This window comes from Hymenobacter tibetensis (assembly GCF_022827545.1).
In the GTDB taxonomy this organism is placed as follows: Bacteria; Bacteroidota; Bacteroidia; order Cytophagales; family Hymenobacteraceae; genus Hymenobacter; species Hymenobacter tibetensis.
Window position 1 is genome coordinate 41,589 of sequence record NZ_CP094670.1, and the last position, 16,595, is coordinate 58,183.

Here is a 16,595-nt window from a genome sequence, read left to right on the forward strand (position 1 = left end):
CTTACTCGACCTGTAGTTTGAGGGTTTGGGTGCCGGTGCCCGTTATCAGGCGGGCCATGTACAGGCCGCGGGTAACGGCCGTGGCCTCCCACGGTACCCGCACTAGCTGTCTGGTGGGAGCCTCACTGGCTTGCACGCGCTGTACTAAGCGGCCTTGTAGGTCGTAGATTTCCAGCTGATACTTGCCTGATTGCGCCAAGGCAAACTCCAGCGTGGTACTGCCCGTGAAGGGGTTCGGGTAGCTGCGGAGCTTGGTTTGCACGTGCGCACCCTTCTGCGGGGTTGCGGCAGAGCTCATTACCACCTGAGTGCCGCGGCTGGCCACTGTAGCACCGGCTGGCTCTTCCCCATAGATGCGCTGCCCTTGCAAGTACACCGTTACGTGGTTGTTTTCGCTCAGGGCGCCGAACGGCCGATACGAGAAGTCATTGGCTTGGTTGAAGTTCGACCAATCGGTTTTAGCTATTCGATACTGCACGTTGCCGGTGGTGCTGAGCGGCGCCAGCGCACCAAGCGAAGCCGCAAAGCGCAATTCGGCATACTTCTCGGTGCCTGCCTGTCCAAACGTGACGCTCACATTGCCGGCGCCCAGTTGCGCGTAGTCAATGAAAGAGTTTAGCTGCTGGGTACCCTCCGGGCTGAACCAGTAGCGCACGGTTAGATCCTGATAGGAGAGGGGCTGGGTACCAACGTTGCGCACCTGCAGGTAGGTGCTGATGGTGTTGGCAGTGGTCCTACGCTCTTTGTTTTCCGTCCATACCTGTACGGCAGGTTCCACCGGAGCCAGGTCTGGCTCGATGCCGCCAATCAGCACGCCACCACGGTACACCGTAATCCGGTCGTTGAACTGGTAGGTGCTGTTCAGGGCGTAGGAGTGGTCGTCTGACTCGTTGAAATTCGTCTGCGTTTGTTTGAAGATGCGCGACTGAATAACCCCCGAGTTTCCGCCTACAGGCAGGTTGCCCGCAGCCGTGAAGGTGTACTCGACATAGCCGAAGGCTCCCTTTGCCGGCTCGCGTAGCGCCACATAGGTGGCCCGCACGGCACTGGTACCTACCAGCGCATAATCGATGGCGGCTGTGATGGGCGCGTAGTCCTCGGCCGTGAGCCAGTACCGCACGCTCAGTTCGGCGTATGGAATGGCAGCTGGGCTGTTATTTATCAGTTGCAGGTTCGGCTTGATGACGTTGTTGCCAACAGAGCCGTCGGCATTCTGATGCAGCACGCGTACCAGCGTGGGGCTCTGCACGGTTACCGGGAACGTCTGCGAAACAGTGCCGCAGTCGTTGGTGGCCGTGGCCGTTACCACCGTCGTACCCAGCGGGAATACATAGGGTGAGGTGATACTCTTCGTAGTGCCATTCAACAGAATGGTGTACGTTACGGCGGGAGCCGGCGTGCTGCCGGTGGCCGTAGCGGCAAAGCTTACAGAAGCCCCACGCAAGCCAGCCGTAGCATCAACTGGCGCCACTGTGGGTACAGTGAGCACGGGAGCGGTGTTCACCGTTACGGTGGCCGAACCGCTTGGCGTACTGCCCGTGCAGTTGGCATCCTGCACGCTGGTTATCGTGTAGGTGCTAGTTGCTGTCGGGGTAACGTCTAGCTGATAAATGCCTTGCGTCACATCCGAAGCCGTTACCGTTACTGTGGTGGGAGGGGCGGTGCTGCCAGCAGAATACGTCAGCGTCCAGGGAGCAACACCCGTTAGCTGTATCGGCAAATTTGTGGTGGTGCCAGCGCATATCGTTGGGGTGCCGCTGATAACAGCCGTTGGCAGGGCCCGCACGACTACCGCTTGCGAGTACTGCTGCGAACAGCCGCCTTGCGTGATAGTCAGCGTTACGGTATAGGTGCTGTCCGTGGCGTACTTGTGCGTAATCGAGCCTTTAGTCGAGTAATCCGTCACCCCGTCGCCGTTTACATCCCACGCATACGTGGCATTGGCGGCCACGCCGCTGGAAGCATCGGTGAACGTGGTGGTTTCGCCGGCGCAAACAGGAGCCGCCGTGAACTGCGGAGCGGGTGGCAGGCAAATCAGGCCAGTTTTCACTACCCGAAAGGTGTTGCCCACCCGAATACCATCCACTGTCAGATTCGGGAAATTGGTGCCTTGACGCAATGCCACCGCGCCGATGTTCGGTGCCGTGCTGGTAGCGCCCTCGCTCGACGACGTAGTGGCCGCAGCTGGCTCAGTGTCGGTGGTGGGGTTAACGAATAGCGAACTGACGCTGCTATTGTCGTCGAAGGTATATTTCACTACCAACAGATGCGTGGTATTCAGCGCATACTCAGTGGGCGCATAAACCGCCGCACCGCTGCCGCTGATACCAAACTGAATCTGGCCGGAAGTGGTTTTGCGCACGAAGACGCGGCCCCGGTAGTTGTCGGTGGCGAATGGCGCCGAACCCAAATGCAGGAAATAATCACCGGCTGCTACAGTGGAAGCATTAGCCACGTTCACCAGAAACGACAGATACACTGGCGTACCAGGCTCGACGGCTGCGAACGGACGGTTTACGTCTTCGCCGTTGCCTACCAAGGCCGCCGAGTTGCCGATACCGCTGGCACTGTAGCCAATCTGGTTCAGACTATTGGCTGCTACTTTCACGGCACTATTTCCTGCGCCACTGTGCGCCCGCCAGCCATTCGCTGTCAGCAGCGTAGTGGCAGGGTAGTCGAAATTCTCTTCGAGCAGCAACGCAGCGGGTGCTGGCTGAAGCTTTTGCGTCAGGATGCCGGGTGTCGTCGTCAGGTAGTTTTCGGCGTACGGCGTGTTGTTGTCGTTGTACTCGAACACCGCAAACGTGTAGGTAGCATCGGGCCGCAGATTAGTGACGGTAACCGTGGTATCGGTGCCCTGATACACAAGGTAGTTGCCGGTGCCAAGCTGATTGCCGCTACCGAACGCCGCATTGGCGGTGTAGGAAGTAGCATCCACTGGTACAGCGGCCACACTGCTACCCAACCGGGCCACAATCAGGCGCTTTGCGCCGTTGCCGCCCAAAGCGGAAAGCGTCAGCGAGTTGCTGGTTACGTCGCGGGCCCGCACCGTGGCTTGCACGGTAGGCTCGGCAGCCAGCGGAACAGCAACTGTTGTAAAGGCAATTTCTTCTCCGTAGGCCGTGCCCTCGTTGTTGACGGCGTACGCCCGTACGTAGTACTGCTGGTTGGGGCGCAGCCCAGTAAGGGTGCCCGTGAAGCTACCAGTGCCGTTGCCTACCGTCAGGATGCTGTCGGCCAGGGTTGGGGCGGTGTATGGTGCAAACACGAACCCGCGTTCAGTTACCGGTGCGCCGCCATCAGCCGTTACGGTACCGCTTGCGGTAGCGGTAAAAGAGGTGATATCAGCTACCGGCGCGGTGCCGGCCGTAGCGGGGTAGGTGGGCGCCACGCCCGTACCCGCCACCGCCACCGGCGGCACCGTTGGTACATCCGGGCTGCTAACGGGCAGGGTGCTGCTATACGCCTGAGCCAGTGTTGGCAAAAAACGAACGTCGATAGTAGTGGCAAGGGTGCCGTTCTGCGGTGTCAGGGTAATGGCGCAGCACGCAAACGCGCCCGTACCCGTCCGGATTTCAAAGCCGGTAGGCGGCGTAACTGTAACGGGAGCCGTCAGGTTGGCACCGGTTACCGTGATGCGCTGGCTGGAAGAAGGCGAGCCCAAGAACAGGCTACCGAAATCTGGCTGAGTTAGCGCACTGAACGTGAGGGAAGGAGTGGGGGCCGTTACCGTCACGGTGATGGGCGTACTCGTGCCAACTACGTCGCCGCAGGTGCTGGTTGCCCGGGCCACCACATAATAGGTGCCCGCGCCACCAAAATCGGTGCCCTTGAGGACGTAGCTGGCGCTAGTAGCGCTGCTGATAGCCGCCGAGTAAGGCCCGCCATTGGTGGTGCCGTAATACCACGCGTAGGTGGAAGGGGCCGAAGCCGTTGCTGTCAGCGTTCCACCGGTGCCAGACGTTGCCACCGTTTGCGGACCCGTCGCCGAAACCGTAACGGTGTTGTTGGCTGGCGCTGCTGTTATGGTTAGGTTGGTGGTGCTAGGAGTTCCAATGGTGGCTGATGCGGGGTGCACCACCCGGACGCGGTAGCCCGTGCCGCTTGGAGTGCCCGCCGGTACGGCTGCTGTCAGCGGCGAAACACTGCCCTGGCCGATGATGTTCTGCGTCAAATCAGTGGAGAACGTGCCACTGGCATTGGAAAGCTGAACGGTGAACGCACCCGTGAGTGCTCCGGTAGACGTGAACGGCACGCTGAAGCTGCTGCCTGCTGCCGATGCGCCCACGCAGAAACTGCCCGACACGTTGCCCGTACTGATAGCGGCAGTAGGCGGAGCCGTGGAGAGCGTAGGCGTAAGCGTCAGATTGTCCAAGCCCAGCGCTTGGGCGTTGGTACTAGTACTGCTACTGCTGGGATTGAGGATGCCAACGTATGACCAACGCAGGTAGGTAGTAGCGCCGGGGGCAAGGTTGAGGCCACTTAGCGTAGCGCGTTTTGAAATCGGGGTTATCGAAGTAGGTATTGTTGTGTTGTTGGCATCGGCCACGAAAACCTCTGTCAAGCCCGTAAGCTGCGTCCAGGAACTGCCATCGGCACTAGTGTGAAACTGCCACTCAAAAGCTCGCGAGCCACTGCGGTACTTCTCGATGTCGTACGTTACTGCCAGCTGCGTGATGGTAGCTGTCGTGTTGTTCTGCACCGCCAACAGAATATGCCGAGGCGAGGTGTAGCTGCCGGAAGATAAAAAGCCCAACGCCCGATCAGGGGCAGAAGCGGCAACTCCGTCAGCGAAATTATAGGGGCCGCCTGTTGAGCTTCCAGTGAAGGTTCCGGCACCAGAAATACCACCGGTAAGCATGGTAGCCGTAGGGTTGGCCGTATTACCGTAGGTAACGGTTGAGCCGTTGGCCAGTACAAAACCGGTTGGTAAGCTGGCGGTGGCACTAGTGCCGAGGCTATTGAAATCAACCGTAGTTGGCGCCCCGCTAGTTAAGGAAAGCTGCGCGTGGCCAGCTACAGGCAGCAGCCCGCCTAGCAGCAGTAATATAGCCCAATACCGGGCCTTGCAAGAATAAAAAACAGACATAGAAAAAAAGGCCAACGGGCCTGAAAGGCGGGAGTAAGACTGCTTGCTCATTGCGTTGGACCGTTGTCGGTTTTAGCTTCCACAACCTCCTGCACGGCCGGTGGCAACGCAGAGAGTATATCGAGGCCCGTAGCGGCTTCAATGGCATCAACCGTGGTGCGGTACGTCCCCCAGTTCTGGTTCAGCCCCTGCTGGTTAGGCGTGTCGATGGCAATGATGCGGGTGGTAGCCGAAACGCGCGAAACGTCGTTGGTGCCCGTAGGCAGTACCACGATAACTTTCCAGCACCGCTCCGGCACGGTAATGCGTCCGTTGTCGATGGTCGTGAAGTAGCCATTCGACCCGGTGCCGCCAGTGCCGTAGCTGCCGCAAATGATGTAGAGCTCGTTGCCCTGGTTTACCAACGTCCGTGAATAATTCTCCAGATTGGCCCAAGTCTGCTGGTTGTTGTTGGGCGACTGGGGCATCATGTTGGTCATCAGGAACGTGGCCGAGTTGTCGGCGGTGGTGCTGAGACGGTCGGCAGAAGGGCAGTTGTGTCCCCGGTCGAAACCGGAGCCGCTGTAGCTGGTGGTGCCGGGGCGATACCAGCCGGAAGGCAGATCGGGGTCGGGGCGGAAGTCGTCTTGGCGTCTGGCTGGGCCGAACCAGACCGGCGCCAGGTACCAGCTCACCCAGTTGGGTTTGCCTTTGTCGCGGTGGTAGCTGAGCGCGTACTGCGGCTTTACCATCAAGTAGTTGGTTGGCATGTTCACGTCCGTGGCCGCGCCACTGGGGTTGCCCATCGTGAGGTGGCCGTTGTCGCCGGTGCTTACCGGAGGGGCAGTCGTGGTGTAGGGCGCCACCACAAAGTCGTCGAGGTTGAGGCGGCCCGCGCCGCCTGACACCTTGCGCAGCTCGAAGCGGATGGCATTCGGCACGTTCACCGCAAAGGAGGCTGTTTGCAGATCAGGGGAGCTGCTGATAATCGTGTTACCAACTTTGATCCAGGTGTCGCAGCCGCAATTCTGGGCCTGGTACCACAGCTCGAAGCCACTGCTAGCATCGGCACCAAAGCGGGCGTGCTGGACGGTAACCACTGCAGCTCCATTGGGCAGGAAGAAGTCCATCGTGAGCTTGCCCGTCTCGCGGAGCCGGGCCGCTTGCGCGCCGTTTTTGTGGTCGCCGGCGTCGGTTCCCAACAACGCTTCATCGAATGTCCAGCTGCCGGTAGTTAAGGCCGTGGATGCTACCGGGTAGGCTGGTTTACTTCCCGAGTCAAACGATTCTTGGGTGGGGCTTTGGGCCAGAGCTGACGACCACGTGCAACTTAGTCCAGCTAGCAACGGCAGCCAGCCGCGCCCCCAACAATGTAAGGTTAGAGTCATGCAAAAAGGTTGGTGTAAACAAATGATGATGAGCAAGAAAAGCCCGGCAATGAAGCACTCGAACCCTCAAAATTACTGGATAGTTCACGTTTAAACTTGAATATTTTTAATGTTTACAAAAGAATAATGCCAATCCAAATTGGTTAAGGCACAAGCTGCTGCTCAGGTAAAAAACCGTTTTCACTATATAGAGCTGGACTCAACCTCGACTGCCTCTTGAAATAGATAAAGTTTTTAGCTCTATACCTCAATTGCATACTTGTGAAATTCCGTCTATTTCACTCCACACGCCATGTAGCTTCCGTTGCCATCGTCTCGCGCCGCAAAGTTTGCTACCGACCTGATGTACACTCTTCGCTAAGCGGTGGGCACAGCTTTGCGTCACCCCATATTTAAAGAGGCGTTGCAGCATATTTCAGGCAAGGTGCCCACCAGGTTTGTGGTGGATGAGGGTGGCTAAATCCGGGACCCTGAAGTGGTGCGGGGGTTGGGGCTGGTCTTAATGAAGAAGTACTTCAGCTGATTCGCATCATGCCGTGGTAGAGCCCGGGCCAGATCAACAGCAGCACGGTACGGGTAGCCTAACCTTGCTCATCGTTTTTCAAACGTTTAACTGACGTAACCACCAGACAAGCATACAACTGGCGGCATTTATTGCTTTCCGCTTGTTGTGTAGTCAGCCAGCTGAGACTCGTGCTATATAGGCAGTGTCAACCACATACAGGCAAGCACGTGCCATCCTACTACCCGATTCCTCCTACTAAGTGTAAGCGAATAAGGCGTAATGATTGGTAATCTACAGTCGAGGTTACCGTCTGCGGTTTGTCTGCTCAGCCTGGTATTGCAAGCTTCCACGCGCTGAAAGAAGGAAGCATCAGGTAGGAGCAAGTGCCGGCAGTTGATCATCATAAAATCATAATGCCAGCGAGGATGCTTTCCTGGTGGAGCACGGGTAGTTTTGGCATTCGGTTTTCCACGTACCTACTAGAAAAGCTGTTTTCAGCTCGTATGCTTGACTCCGTTGGCGCTCCTTGCACCCCGTTCGTTGTAGCTAAACGGTTTTTGCGGTTCACCCCAGACGCTCAACAGGCTATTCTTCAACAACTCCGGGCCACATTCTTTCCGGAAGGTTTTTTCTACCAAGTGCCCGCCGCAGAGTGGTTGCGCCTGCTCTCCCTAACTGACCCCTTGATCTACTCCACCGACAACAAACGGCAGCTGACCTACCACGTGCTGGAAGGCCGGGAACTGCTGCTACTGCTGGTTGGGCATTACCTGGACGTGTAAGGTAGCCCACTCCCCCAGCATGCTTGCGGCCACTGCAACAGCCCCGCACCGGTTACTTGGAAGCCACACTCAGTCGATGAGCACCCCGATGTAGGAGTTGAACGTATCGACCTCCAAGTTGTCTTTGGTAAGGCCAGCTACGCCGAGCGGTTTGAAGGTGGTAGTGGGCGTCACGAAGCGGTATTCGCCGCCTTTCTGTCGCACGCGTACGGGCATAGTAAATCCGGGTACATCGGCCACCCAGCGCCCCAGGGCTTCCCCTTTTTCAAACCGTACTTCCAGCGTCGGGATGTTGGCGTGGTACAGATACTGCTCGTACATCTTGGTTAGGTCTTGCCCGCTCTGCTGGCTGATATAGTTAATGACCTGCGTACCGGTAACCGTTTGGTGGTAAAACGTTTTGTTGAGGCCCCGCAGAATCTGGCGCCACTTTTCGTCGTCGTTGATGATGGTGCGCGTCATGTTCAGCAGGTTGCCGCCCTTGGGGTACATGTCGCCGGAGCCCTCCTGGTTCACGTTGAACACGCCCACAATCGGGGCATCGTTGGCGATACCAAGACGGGTGCCGTGCACGTATTCCTGGCCGGCCTGTTTGCCAAACTGGTTTTCCACAAACAGGCTTTCCGAGTAGTTGGTGAAGCTCTCGTGCACCCACATGTCGGCTATGTCCTTGCTGGTGATGTTGTTGCCAAACCACTCGTGGCCGCTTTCGTGGATGATGATAAAGTCCCACTTCTCGCCCCAGCCCGTGCCTGACAGGTCGCGGCCCCGGTAGCCGTTGCCGAAGTTATTGCCGTACGCCACGGCGCTTTGGTGCTCCATGCCCAAGTGCGGCGACTCCACCAGCTTGTAGCCGTCCTCATAGAATGGGTAGGGCCCAAACCAATGCTCCATGGCTTTGAGCATAGGCTTCACGTTGGCGGTGAACTGCTTTTTGGCTTTCTCCACGTTTTCGGGCAGCACCCAATAGTCCAGCGTCAGCTTGCCTTTCTCGCCGGCGTACGTGTCGTTGAAGTGCTGGAAGTCGCCCACGTTCAAGGCCACGCAATAGTTGTTGATGGGGTTGGCCACAAACCAGTCGAAGCGGGTGTCGCCGCCTTTCAGCTTGGTGGTTTTGCGCAAGCGGCCGTTCGATACGTCCTTCAAACCTTTCGGCACCGTCACGCTGATCAGCATACTGTCCACCTCATCGGCTTGGTGGTCTTTGGTGGGCCACCAGATGCTTGCCCCCACGCCCTGGCAGGCCGAAGCCACCCACGGTTTGCCTTGCTTGTCTTGCGTGTACACCAGGCCACCGTCCCAGGGCGCGCGCTTCGCCTCCGTAGGACTACCCGAATACAGCACCGTGAACTCGTCTTGCGTGCCTTGCTTGATGGGCTGCGCAAACGTGACGAACACGGCATTGGCCTCGCGAGTGAACGGCACCGACTGCCCTTTGTACAGCACTTTGTCTACCGCTAAGTTGGCAAACAGGTCGAACTGTAGGCGCGTGAAATCTTGCGTGGCGGTGAAGCGGAACAGGTTGGAGCCGCTGATAAACTTGCGGGCCGGATCCAGCTTCACGTTGAGGTGATAGTAGTGCAGATCGTAGCACGTGCGCAACGGCGTTAGGGCACCGCGCAGGGTGTCGGCCCGGGTTAAGGCAGGCAGAGTGGTTTGAGCGTGCGCTTGGTGGAGCAGCCCAGCGAAAGCAAGCAAGAGGAACGCCTTTTTCAGGGCCATGCGAGAGGGGTTGGCTGTGGGTTCTGGTTGGGGCACTACTTCATGCGGAGCAGGCAGCACTACGTGCCCAGAAAGCGAAGTAAATGGTTTCTGCTGAACGTCCGGCTACACCAGCCAAAGTGTTCAGCCAATCAGCCTGTTCGCACAGCGCCAGACGGCACCACATACCGTTTGTTCCACCCTGAGCACATATCCGTGCCCACCGAGTTGCCAACTAGCAGCTACTGCCCTACGCCGGAGCGCCTGTTGCGGCGAGGTTTATGGGATGGGCCCTTGGAGGCCGGGGGAGGGGTGCTGCTACTGTGGCGGCTTCTGGCCAAGCTGTTGAGGTACTCTTCTAGCTGCGTGTAGCCACTGGCTGCAAGACCGTTGCGGTCGGCGGCGCTGTTCGGGTTCAAGCCGTGGCGAGCTTCCCAGGCATCAGGCATTCCGTCGTGGTCGGTGTCGGTGGGGGTGGGGCCATCCTTGTACACGGGCCACCCCCCAACGTCCTGCTGCGAGTCGATGATGCCCTGATGTAGCCCGTACGTGGCACTGCCCGCGGGGCTGCTGCCGGTGGCCGTACCAGCACGGGTTTCCGCCACAATGCGCGCATCCACGGCGTCGCGCACGGGCACGGTGGCACCCGCGCCCGCCAGTACGGCCTGGTACGCCGCCTCCGCCGATTCGGTGGTAATGGGCGCCAGGGCAGGCGTTGCCTGAGTTTGCCGGAAGCGGCGGAAGTTAACTGCCGTTTCCGGGTAGTAGTGTAGCCGAATGCCGGTCCAGTTGTTGGCCGTCACGGCGGGGTAGCCCGCTACGTAGTTTCCGGCCGCATATACGGTGGCCACTGGCTTGTCTGGCTTGGCCGCATCATATGCTTGGGTGATGTCGAAAATAACGGCTGCTCGCGCGGCGGGGGTGGCTGGCCCGCCTTTGTAGTAGTTGTTGACCATGTTCAGCTGGCCGCTTCCACCGGGAATAAGCAGCTCATTGCCGTAAGCGGCCTGCATGTTGCCCCAGTTGTAAATCACGTTGTTCCGATAATCGACCACGGCTGTAGTATCGTGGGCGCGGGCCCCGTTGAAGCGGATGGCCCGGCTGTGGTGATGCGCAATCAGGTTGTGGTGGTAGGATGCGTACTGCCCGCCCCACACGCCGGCGTACCCATGGTCGCCTTTGCCATTGAACGATGAGTTTAGACTCTCGCTCACCACACACCACTGCACTGTGGAATAGGTGTTGTCATAGAAGGTCGCCGCTTCCTCTATCGACCAGCTCATCGAGCAATGATCGACAATGAAGTTGCGGCAGTTTTCCATGTTCAGGCCATACACCCCCGCTACGTTGGCCCCCGACGTGTTGCCGGGCCTCGAACGCAGGTAACGCACCATAATGTTGTTGCCGTGGAGCTTAACGCTGTAGTTTTTCAGGCAGATACCGTCGCCGGGAGCCGTCTGGCCGGCAATGGTGACGTTGGAACGCTTCGGCTTGAGAGGCGACTTCAACTCGATTAGCCCACCCACTCGAAACACGATGGTAATGGGCTCGCCGGGGTGTTGGGTGAAAGCCTCGCGGAAACTGCCCGGACCTGCATCGGCTAGGGTAGTTACCTCCACAACTTGGCCACCACGGCCGCCGGTAGTGAAGCGTCCAAAGCCCTCGGCCCCAGGAAAAGCCACCAATTGTGCACGAACGGGCAGCGCTGCCGCGCTCAGGAAAAGGCCAACAAACAGCCCACGGGTAGGGAGTAGAAAAGCAGAAGGCATAAGCGAAGCAAGTGGAAAGGCAACCCGCGCACGGCAGCACAAGCCCTGCCCGCGGCGTTGGCAAGTGGACACAGGACGTCAAACGAGCCGACGTTTCAACCAACATCACAAGGTAGGCGGCCAGCCCCTGCAGTGAATTATAGCATCTTAGCCGTTTGCTGACGCACATGTACCACTTCTGCGCAATGGCGCGGGGAGGGTGTGCAAGACCAATTCCACAATCCGCATCTTTGCTGATAAGGCCATCATATGTGGGCTGTGTTGAAAGCGCATCTTCACGGCAAGTGCCTTCAACTCGACAATGGGAGGTACACGTTGCTGCTTTGATGGGGTGAAACAGCAAGTGGCCTGCCTCGGGTAGGCCGACAGAAACGGTTGAGTTAACTGGAGCCGCCCAGAGCACACGGCCCAGACTTTATATTGCGGTTGCCTATGAAAATCTTACTCATTGAAGACGAACCCAAGGTATCAGCTTTTATCCGGCGTGGGTTAGAGGAAGCCCAGTTCGATGTTGAGGTGGCGTATGACGGCTACTACGGGCGGCAATTGGCACTCGTCAATCCGTATGACCTTATTATTCTGGATGTGATTTTGCCGGTCCTGAACGGCATCGAGGTGCTACAAGCCATTCGAGCGCAAGACCAGCACATTCCCGTCCTGATGCTGACGGCACTCGGCACCACCGCCGACAAATTGAAGGGGTTCAACGAAGGCGCCGACGACTACTTGGTGAAGCCCTTTGATTTCTCGGAGCTGCTGGCCCGCGTTCGAGTGCTAACCCGTCGCCGGGGCCTCGAAACCAAGGGCGCGACCCTGATGATAGATGACCTCATTCTGGATTCAATGGCTAAAACCGTGACGCGAAGCGGACGCCCCATCCGGCTTACGGCCCGCGAGTTCAGTTTATTGGAGCTGTTCATGCGCCACAAGGGCCGTGTGCTGAGCCGGGCCGAAATTGCTGAAAACTCCTGGGAAGACGCGCTGGATTCCGGCTCCAATGTGATTGACGTGTACGTGAACTACTTGCGCAATAAAGTCGACAAAGGCTTTGACCGCAAGCTGATTCATACGGTGGTAGGCATGGGCTACACCATGCGCGAAGAAGCGCCGTGAGGGTAGAGGAGAGTAGGTTTGCCCCAGGTAAAAGCAGAGGACCTATGATTTCTCTGCGGTTGGCTGCTTGTGGTTTATAGGTCCTGGTTATGACGATTCGGAGCAAATTGACGTGGTTGTTCGTAGGTATTGTGGCCTTCATTCTGCTTGCGGCTATGGGCGTGGTGTACGTGCTGCAGGTTAAGTCCACGAACGTGGAGTTTCGCCAGCGACTACGCGACCGGGCAGAATTGACTGGGTACATTTTCCTGGAAAGAGATGAAGTGAAAACTGACGCCTTTCGGGCGTTTCAGCGCCGCTACCTGCGCACGTTGCCGGGAGAGGTACTACAGGTATATGACGCCCAGCTACAACCTCGTTTCATCGAGCAAGACCACCGCATTCAGATTTCCCACCAACTGCTGGCCCGCATTGTCACGCAGAAAGAAGTGTACTTTGAAATTGGGGTACAGCAGGCAGTTGGGGTTTTCTACCAAGACAACCAAGGCGATTATGTGATAGTGGCGGCGGCCGAAAACAGCTCGGGCCGCGCCCGCCTGAAGTCATTAGCTACCATCCTGGTGAGTATATCCTTGGGCAGCCTGCTTGTGATTTATGTGGCTGGGTGGGGGTTTGCAGGCCGGGTGCTGGCGCCCATTGCTGCCGTCAACAACCAAGTAAACCGCATCACGTCCCACGACTTACACCTGCGCCTGTCGGAAAGCAAGAAAGACAAGCAGGATGAAATAGCCCGGCTCGTCCGCACCTTCAACCGAATGCTGGACCGGCTGGAAGATGGCTTTGAAAGTCAGCGGGCCTTTGTTACCAATGCCTCGCACGAGCTACGGACCCCGCTGACGGCCGCCATTGGGGAGCTGCAAGTGCTGCTAACCCGCGACCGGGAGCCCGCCGCTTATCAGGAGGCATTGGCCTCGGTGCTTGACGAGATGCAGCAGATGAAGCTGTTGGTCAACAACCTGTTGGAACTAACGCAGGCCACTGGCACCCAGGCCGGCACCGACAGCATCCGGCTCGATGAGTTGCTGTGGGAAACGCATAACGCCGTGGACCGGACGCAACGCCACCGGGTGGTGCTTACCATTGAGGAACTGCCTGCAACCACCGACCAGCTGGAAATACAAGGTAACCGCCAGCTGCTGTACCGGGCTTTCACCAACCTGCTGGACAATGCGCTCAAATACTCGGGTGGACAGCCCGTGGCAGTACAGTTCGGCTTGCAGGACAACTGGGTGTATCTACGCATCACCGATATGGGCATCGGTATTCCTGCCAAAGACCTGGACTACATCTTCCAGCCTTTTTTCCGCTCGGCCAACGCCCGGGGCTTCACAGGTCACGGCGTAGGACTGGCGCTGGCCCGCCGCATCATTGAGTTGCACGGCGGCCGGCTACAGATAGAGTCTGCGCTGGGAAGCGGCACCACAGCGACGGTGACGTTTGGCGCTCTGGCAGCGTGAGGTGTTGCCGTTGATACCTTGGGGCCGTAGCTGCAATTAAAGCAGTACACTCGGTCCAAGAAGCAAGCTTTTGGGAGGCTAACCGCTAAGTGCGCCCATGTAGTTGCAGGCGACGCCCCACTTTTTTATACAATTTTCGTTTTCTAATCTTCCTCTAATCTGTCTCTAACTCTGCTCTAATACCCGCGCCGCAGCTTTGCATATCCTAACAACACACGCTGGATATGCCTCCTTTATTAGCGCGCCTCGCTCTCTTTTTCTTCTTATTGGCCGGCTCGGTACGGGCTCATGCACAAGCCCGCATCGAGTCCTCGTCTGATACCATCCGGCTGGCCTTGCCCGAGGCTGAGCGGCGCTTTTTTCAGAACAACCTAGAACTGCTGGCCCGCAGCTACAACATCTCTATTGCCCAGGCCCAAGCGGTGCAGGCCCGTATCCTGGAAAACCCAACCCTGAGCGTGGAGCAGGACTTGCTGAACCGCCGCATATTCCGACCCGAAGTGCCCGCTGGCACTCCCCGTTCCCAATCTATGGTAAGCTTGCAGCAGCTCGTGTCGTTGGCCGGGCGGCGGCGGGCAGCGGGCAAGGCGGCCGACGCCGCCGCGGTGGCAGAGCAGTACAGCTTGCAGGATTTGCTGCGCACCTTGCGGTTTCAGTTGCGCTCCACGTTCTACGAGGTGTACTACAAGCAGCAAACCTTGCAGGTGTACCAGACGCAGGCCCAGTCGTTGCGGCACACCGTGAATTTGTATCAGCAACAGTATGAGCGGGGCAATCTGGCCCTGAAGGAAGTGGTACGGCTGAAGTCTTTTCTCTTCGGTCTGGAAAGCGACCAACTCGCGCTACGCAACGAGCTGGCGGCCTACCAAGCCGACCTGCATATCCTGCTGCGCGATTCTTCCAACACCGAATACCGGCCTGTTGTTGATGCCGACCGGGTGGGAGCCCTTTCGCTGCAGGCGTACCCCGAGGCGCAACTAGCGGATTCCGCTCAGGTCCGGCGCGCCGATGTGCTGGCTCAGCGCGCCGACGTGCAACGCACCGCCTTGAACCTGCGCCTGCAACGGACCTTGGCCAAGCCCGACATTACGGTGGGCTACACCTATGACCGCAGCGGTTCCTACATCAACCACTACCATGCCCTGAATGTCGGGGTGGCCCTGCCTATCTCCGACCGAAACCAAGGCAACATTCAGACGGCCCGTGCCCAGGAGGCACAAAGCAAGGTGCTGCTAGCCCAGCAACAGCAGCAGGTGCGCCAGGAAGTGCACGAAGCCTACCAGCTAACGCAGTTAAGCGACAGGCTCTACCAGAACGCCGACCGTGACCTGGCCCCACTAACTCGCCTCATGACTGGTATCGAGCAGAGCTATGCCCGCCGCTTGATCAGCGTGGTGGAGTATCTCGATTTCTACGAGGCGTACAAGAACAACGCGGCCCAGCTTAACATGCTGCGCGCCAGCCGGATGCGGGCTTTCGAACAGTTGAATGCCGCGGTGGGCAAGTCGATGTTTCAGGCAGAATAACCAGTTGCCTGCGAGCAATTGCCCAGGCGTTTTCACCCCTCTTTTATCTCTAAGTACAACCAGCGGCCGGTGCTGTGCCAGCCGCTAATCGATAGTATTCTCATGATGCGTTTCTCTCCTTTTCTGCTGGCTGGTCTGGCACTAGCTGGCTGCTCCAGCCCCGAAGTCAAACAAGAAAAGTCAGCCCCTTTTCAGCTTTCTGAAGTGATGATGAAGCAGTTGGAGCTTGACACCGTGCGTTTGCGCCCGGTGCAGAGTGAACTCGCCTTTTCCGGCCAGGTGGTCAGCAACGGCGACCAGACGGCCAAGGTGTTTCCCTTGGTGGGAGGCGTGGTCGAGGACTTGAAAGTGGAACTCGGCGACCATGTAACCAAGGGCCAACTACTGGCCGTGGTGCGCAGCGGTGAGATTGCCGACGTGCAAAACCAAAGCAGCCTAGCCGGTACCGACTTAGCCATTGCGCGCAAGAACCTGGCCGTGGCCGAAGACCAATTTGCCGCCGGTCTAATTTCCGAACGGGAACTGGTGCTGGCCCGTCAGGAAGCCCGCAAAGCCACCGGCAATGCCACGAAAAGCCGCAAGCAACTAGGTATTTACGGGGTTTCGTCGGAAGGCCGCTACACCATCAAGGCGCCCATTTCCGGCTTCATCACCGAGAAAAACGTGACCGAAAACATGCAGTACAACGACGACAATGTAGACCACTTTTTCACCATCGCCAACCTCGACGAAGTGTGGGTAATGGCCAACGTGTTCGAGTCGGATATTGCCAAGGTGAAGCTCGGTGATGGCGTGCTGGTAACCACGCTGTCATACCCCGATAAGCCGTTGCGGGGAAAGATCGACAAGCTCTTCAACGTCCTCGACCCGGATAGCAAGGTGATGAAAGTGCGCGTGCGGCTCGCCAACCCAGGCTACCTGCTCAAACCCGCCATGTACGCCCAGGTGCGCATCGAAAACACCGCTGGCACTCAAATGCTGGCCGTGCCCACCAAGTCGGTGATTTTTGACAAGGACCGCCACTTCGTGATGGTGTACAAAGACCGTCAGCACGTGGAAACCCGCCCCGTAACGATCCATAAGACGGTGGGCAACGTGAGCTACGTGGGTGCGGGCTTGCAGGCCGGCGAAATCGTCATTGCGGAAGAGCAGCTGCTGGTCTACAACGAGCTCAACAACTAAAGCCAGCCGCGTGCGGCGTGTGGCCCTAAGCCCGTGTTTGCGCTGGTCTGCTTTTCACCTCCTTACCCCCCGTCACCCGCGCGACCCGCAGCCGACGAGCACGT

Annotated in this window: 9 protein-coding genes; 5 read left to right on the forward strand and 4 right to left on the reverse strand. The window is 58.2% G+C overall.

Annotated elements, in window-relative coordinates; translation table 11 throughout:
- Position 1: 1 nt before the first annotated feature.
- Entirely contained in the window at positions 2–5,089 is a 5,088-nt protein-coding gene (locus MTX78_RS23265) for a cellulose binding domain-containing protein (RefSeq protein ID WP_243803098.1), read from the reverse strand.
- Between the two features lie 47 nt (positions 5,090–5,136).
- Positions 5,137–6,456, reverse strand: coding sequence for a DNA/RNA non-specific endonuclease (locus MTX78_RS23270; protein WP_243803099.1), 1,320 nt, complete (start codon positions 6,454–6,456; stop codon positions 5,137–5,139).
- Positions 6,457–7,464: 1,008 nt separating this feature from the next.
- Between MTX78_RS23270 and MTX78_RS23275 the strand changes: the two genes are divergently transcribed.
- On the forward strand, positions 7,465–7,743 hold the full coding sequence (locus MTX78_RS23275; protein WP_243803101.1) for a hypothetical protein: 279 nt from the start codon (positions 7,465–7,467) through the stop codon (positions 7,741–7,743).
- A 69-nt stretch (positions 7,744–7,812) separates the two neighbouring features.
- Here the strand turns inward: MTX78_RS23275 and MTX78_RS23280 are convergent, their stop codons facing one another.
- On the reverse strand, positions 7,813–9,465 hold the full coding sequence (locus MTX78_RS23280; RefSeq protein ID WP_243803102.1) for a M1 family metallopeptidase: 1,653 nt from the start codon (positions 9,463–9,465) through the stop codon (positions 7,813–7,815).
- A 221-nt stretch (positions 9,466–9,686) separates the two neighbouring features.
- The gene (locus MTX78_RS23285) at positions 9,687–11,213 is read right to left on the reverse strand and encodes a polysaccharide lyase domain-containing protein (RefSeq protein WP_243803103.1); all 1,527 of its coding nucleotides are present in this window, start codon (positions 11,211–11,213) and stop codon (positions 9,687–9,689) included.
- Between the two features lie 432 nt (positions 11,214–11,645).
- On the opposite strand from MTX78_RS23285, the gene MTX78_RS23290 reads away from it, so the two are divergent.
- The 4 genes from MTX78_RS23290 to MTX78_RS23305 all read left to right on the forward strand — a co-directional run bounded on the left by MTX78_RS23290 (position 11,646) and on the right by MTX78_RS23305 (position 16,491).
- The gene (locus MTX78_RS23290; protein ID WP_243803105.1) at positions 11,646–12,326 is read left to right on the forward strand and encodes a response regulator transcription factor; all 681 of its coding nucleotides are present in this window, start codon (positions 11,646–11,648) and stop codon (positions 12,324–12,326) included.
- A 107-nt stretch (positions 12,327–12,433) separates the two neighbouring features.
- Positions 12,434–13,783 carry a sensor histidine kinase gene (locus tag MTX78_RS23295; protein WP_243803106.1) on the forward strand — a complete coding sequence of 450 codons (1,350 nt, stop codon included), beginning with the start codon at positions 12,434–12,436 and terminating at the stop codon, positions 13,781–13,783.
- A 224-nt stretch (positions 13,784–14,007) separates the two neighbouring features.
- Positions 14,008–15,309, forward strand: a complete 1,302-nt coding sequence (locus MTX78_RS23300) for a TolC family protein (RefSeq protein WP_243803107.1) — start codon at positions 14,008–14,010, stop codon at positions 15,307–15,309.
- A gap of 102 nt (positions 15,310–15,411) precedes the next feature.
- Positions 15,412–16,491, forward strand: a complete 1,080-nt coding sequence (locus MTX78_RS23305) for an efflux RND transporter periplasmic adaptor subunit (protein ID WP_243803109.1) — start codon at positions 15,412–15,414, stop codon at positions 16,489–16,491.
- Positions 16,492–16,595 lie beyond the last annotated feature (104 nt).

Coding starts and splice junctions, on each gene's coding strand:
- MTX78_RS23265 (WP_243803098.1), bottom strand. CDS start 5,089: ATGTCTGTTTTTTATTCTTGCAAGGCCCGGTATTGGGCTATATTACTG.
- MTX78_RS23270 (WP_243803099.1), bottom strand. CDS start 6,456: ATGACTCTAACCTTACATTGTTGGGGGCGCGGCTGGCTGCCGTTGCTA.
- MTX78_RS23275 (WP_243803101.1), top strand. CDS start 7,465: ATGCTTGACTCCGTTGGCGCTCCTTGCACCCCGTTCGTTGTAGCTAAA.
- MTX78_RS23280 (WP_243803102.1), bottom strand. CDS start 9,465: ATGGCCCTGAAAAAGGCGTTCCTCTTGCTTGCTTTCGCTGGGCTGCTC.
- MTX78_RS23285 (WP_243803103.1), bottom strand. CDS start 11,213: ATGCCTTCTGCTTTTCTACTCCCTACCCGTGGGCTGTTTGTTGGCCTT.
- MTX78_RS23290 (WP_243803105.1), top strand. CDS start 11,646: ATGAAAATCTTACTCATTGAAGACGAACCCAAGGTATCAGCTTTTATC.
- MTX78_RS23300 (WP_243803107.1), top strand. CDS start 14,008: ATGCCTCCTTTATTAGCGCGCCTCGCTCTCTTTTTCTTCTTATTGGCC.
- MTX78_RS23305 (WP_243803109.1), top strand. CDS start 15,412: ATGATGCGTTTCTCTCCTTTTCTGCTGGCTGGTCTGGCACTAGCTGGC.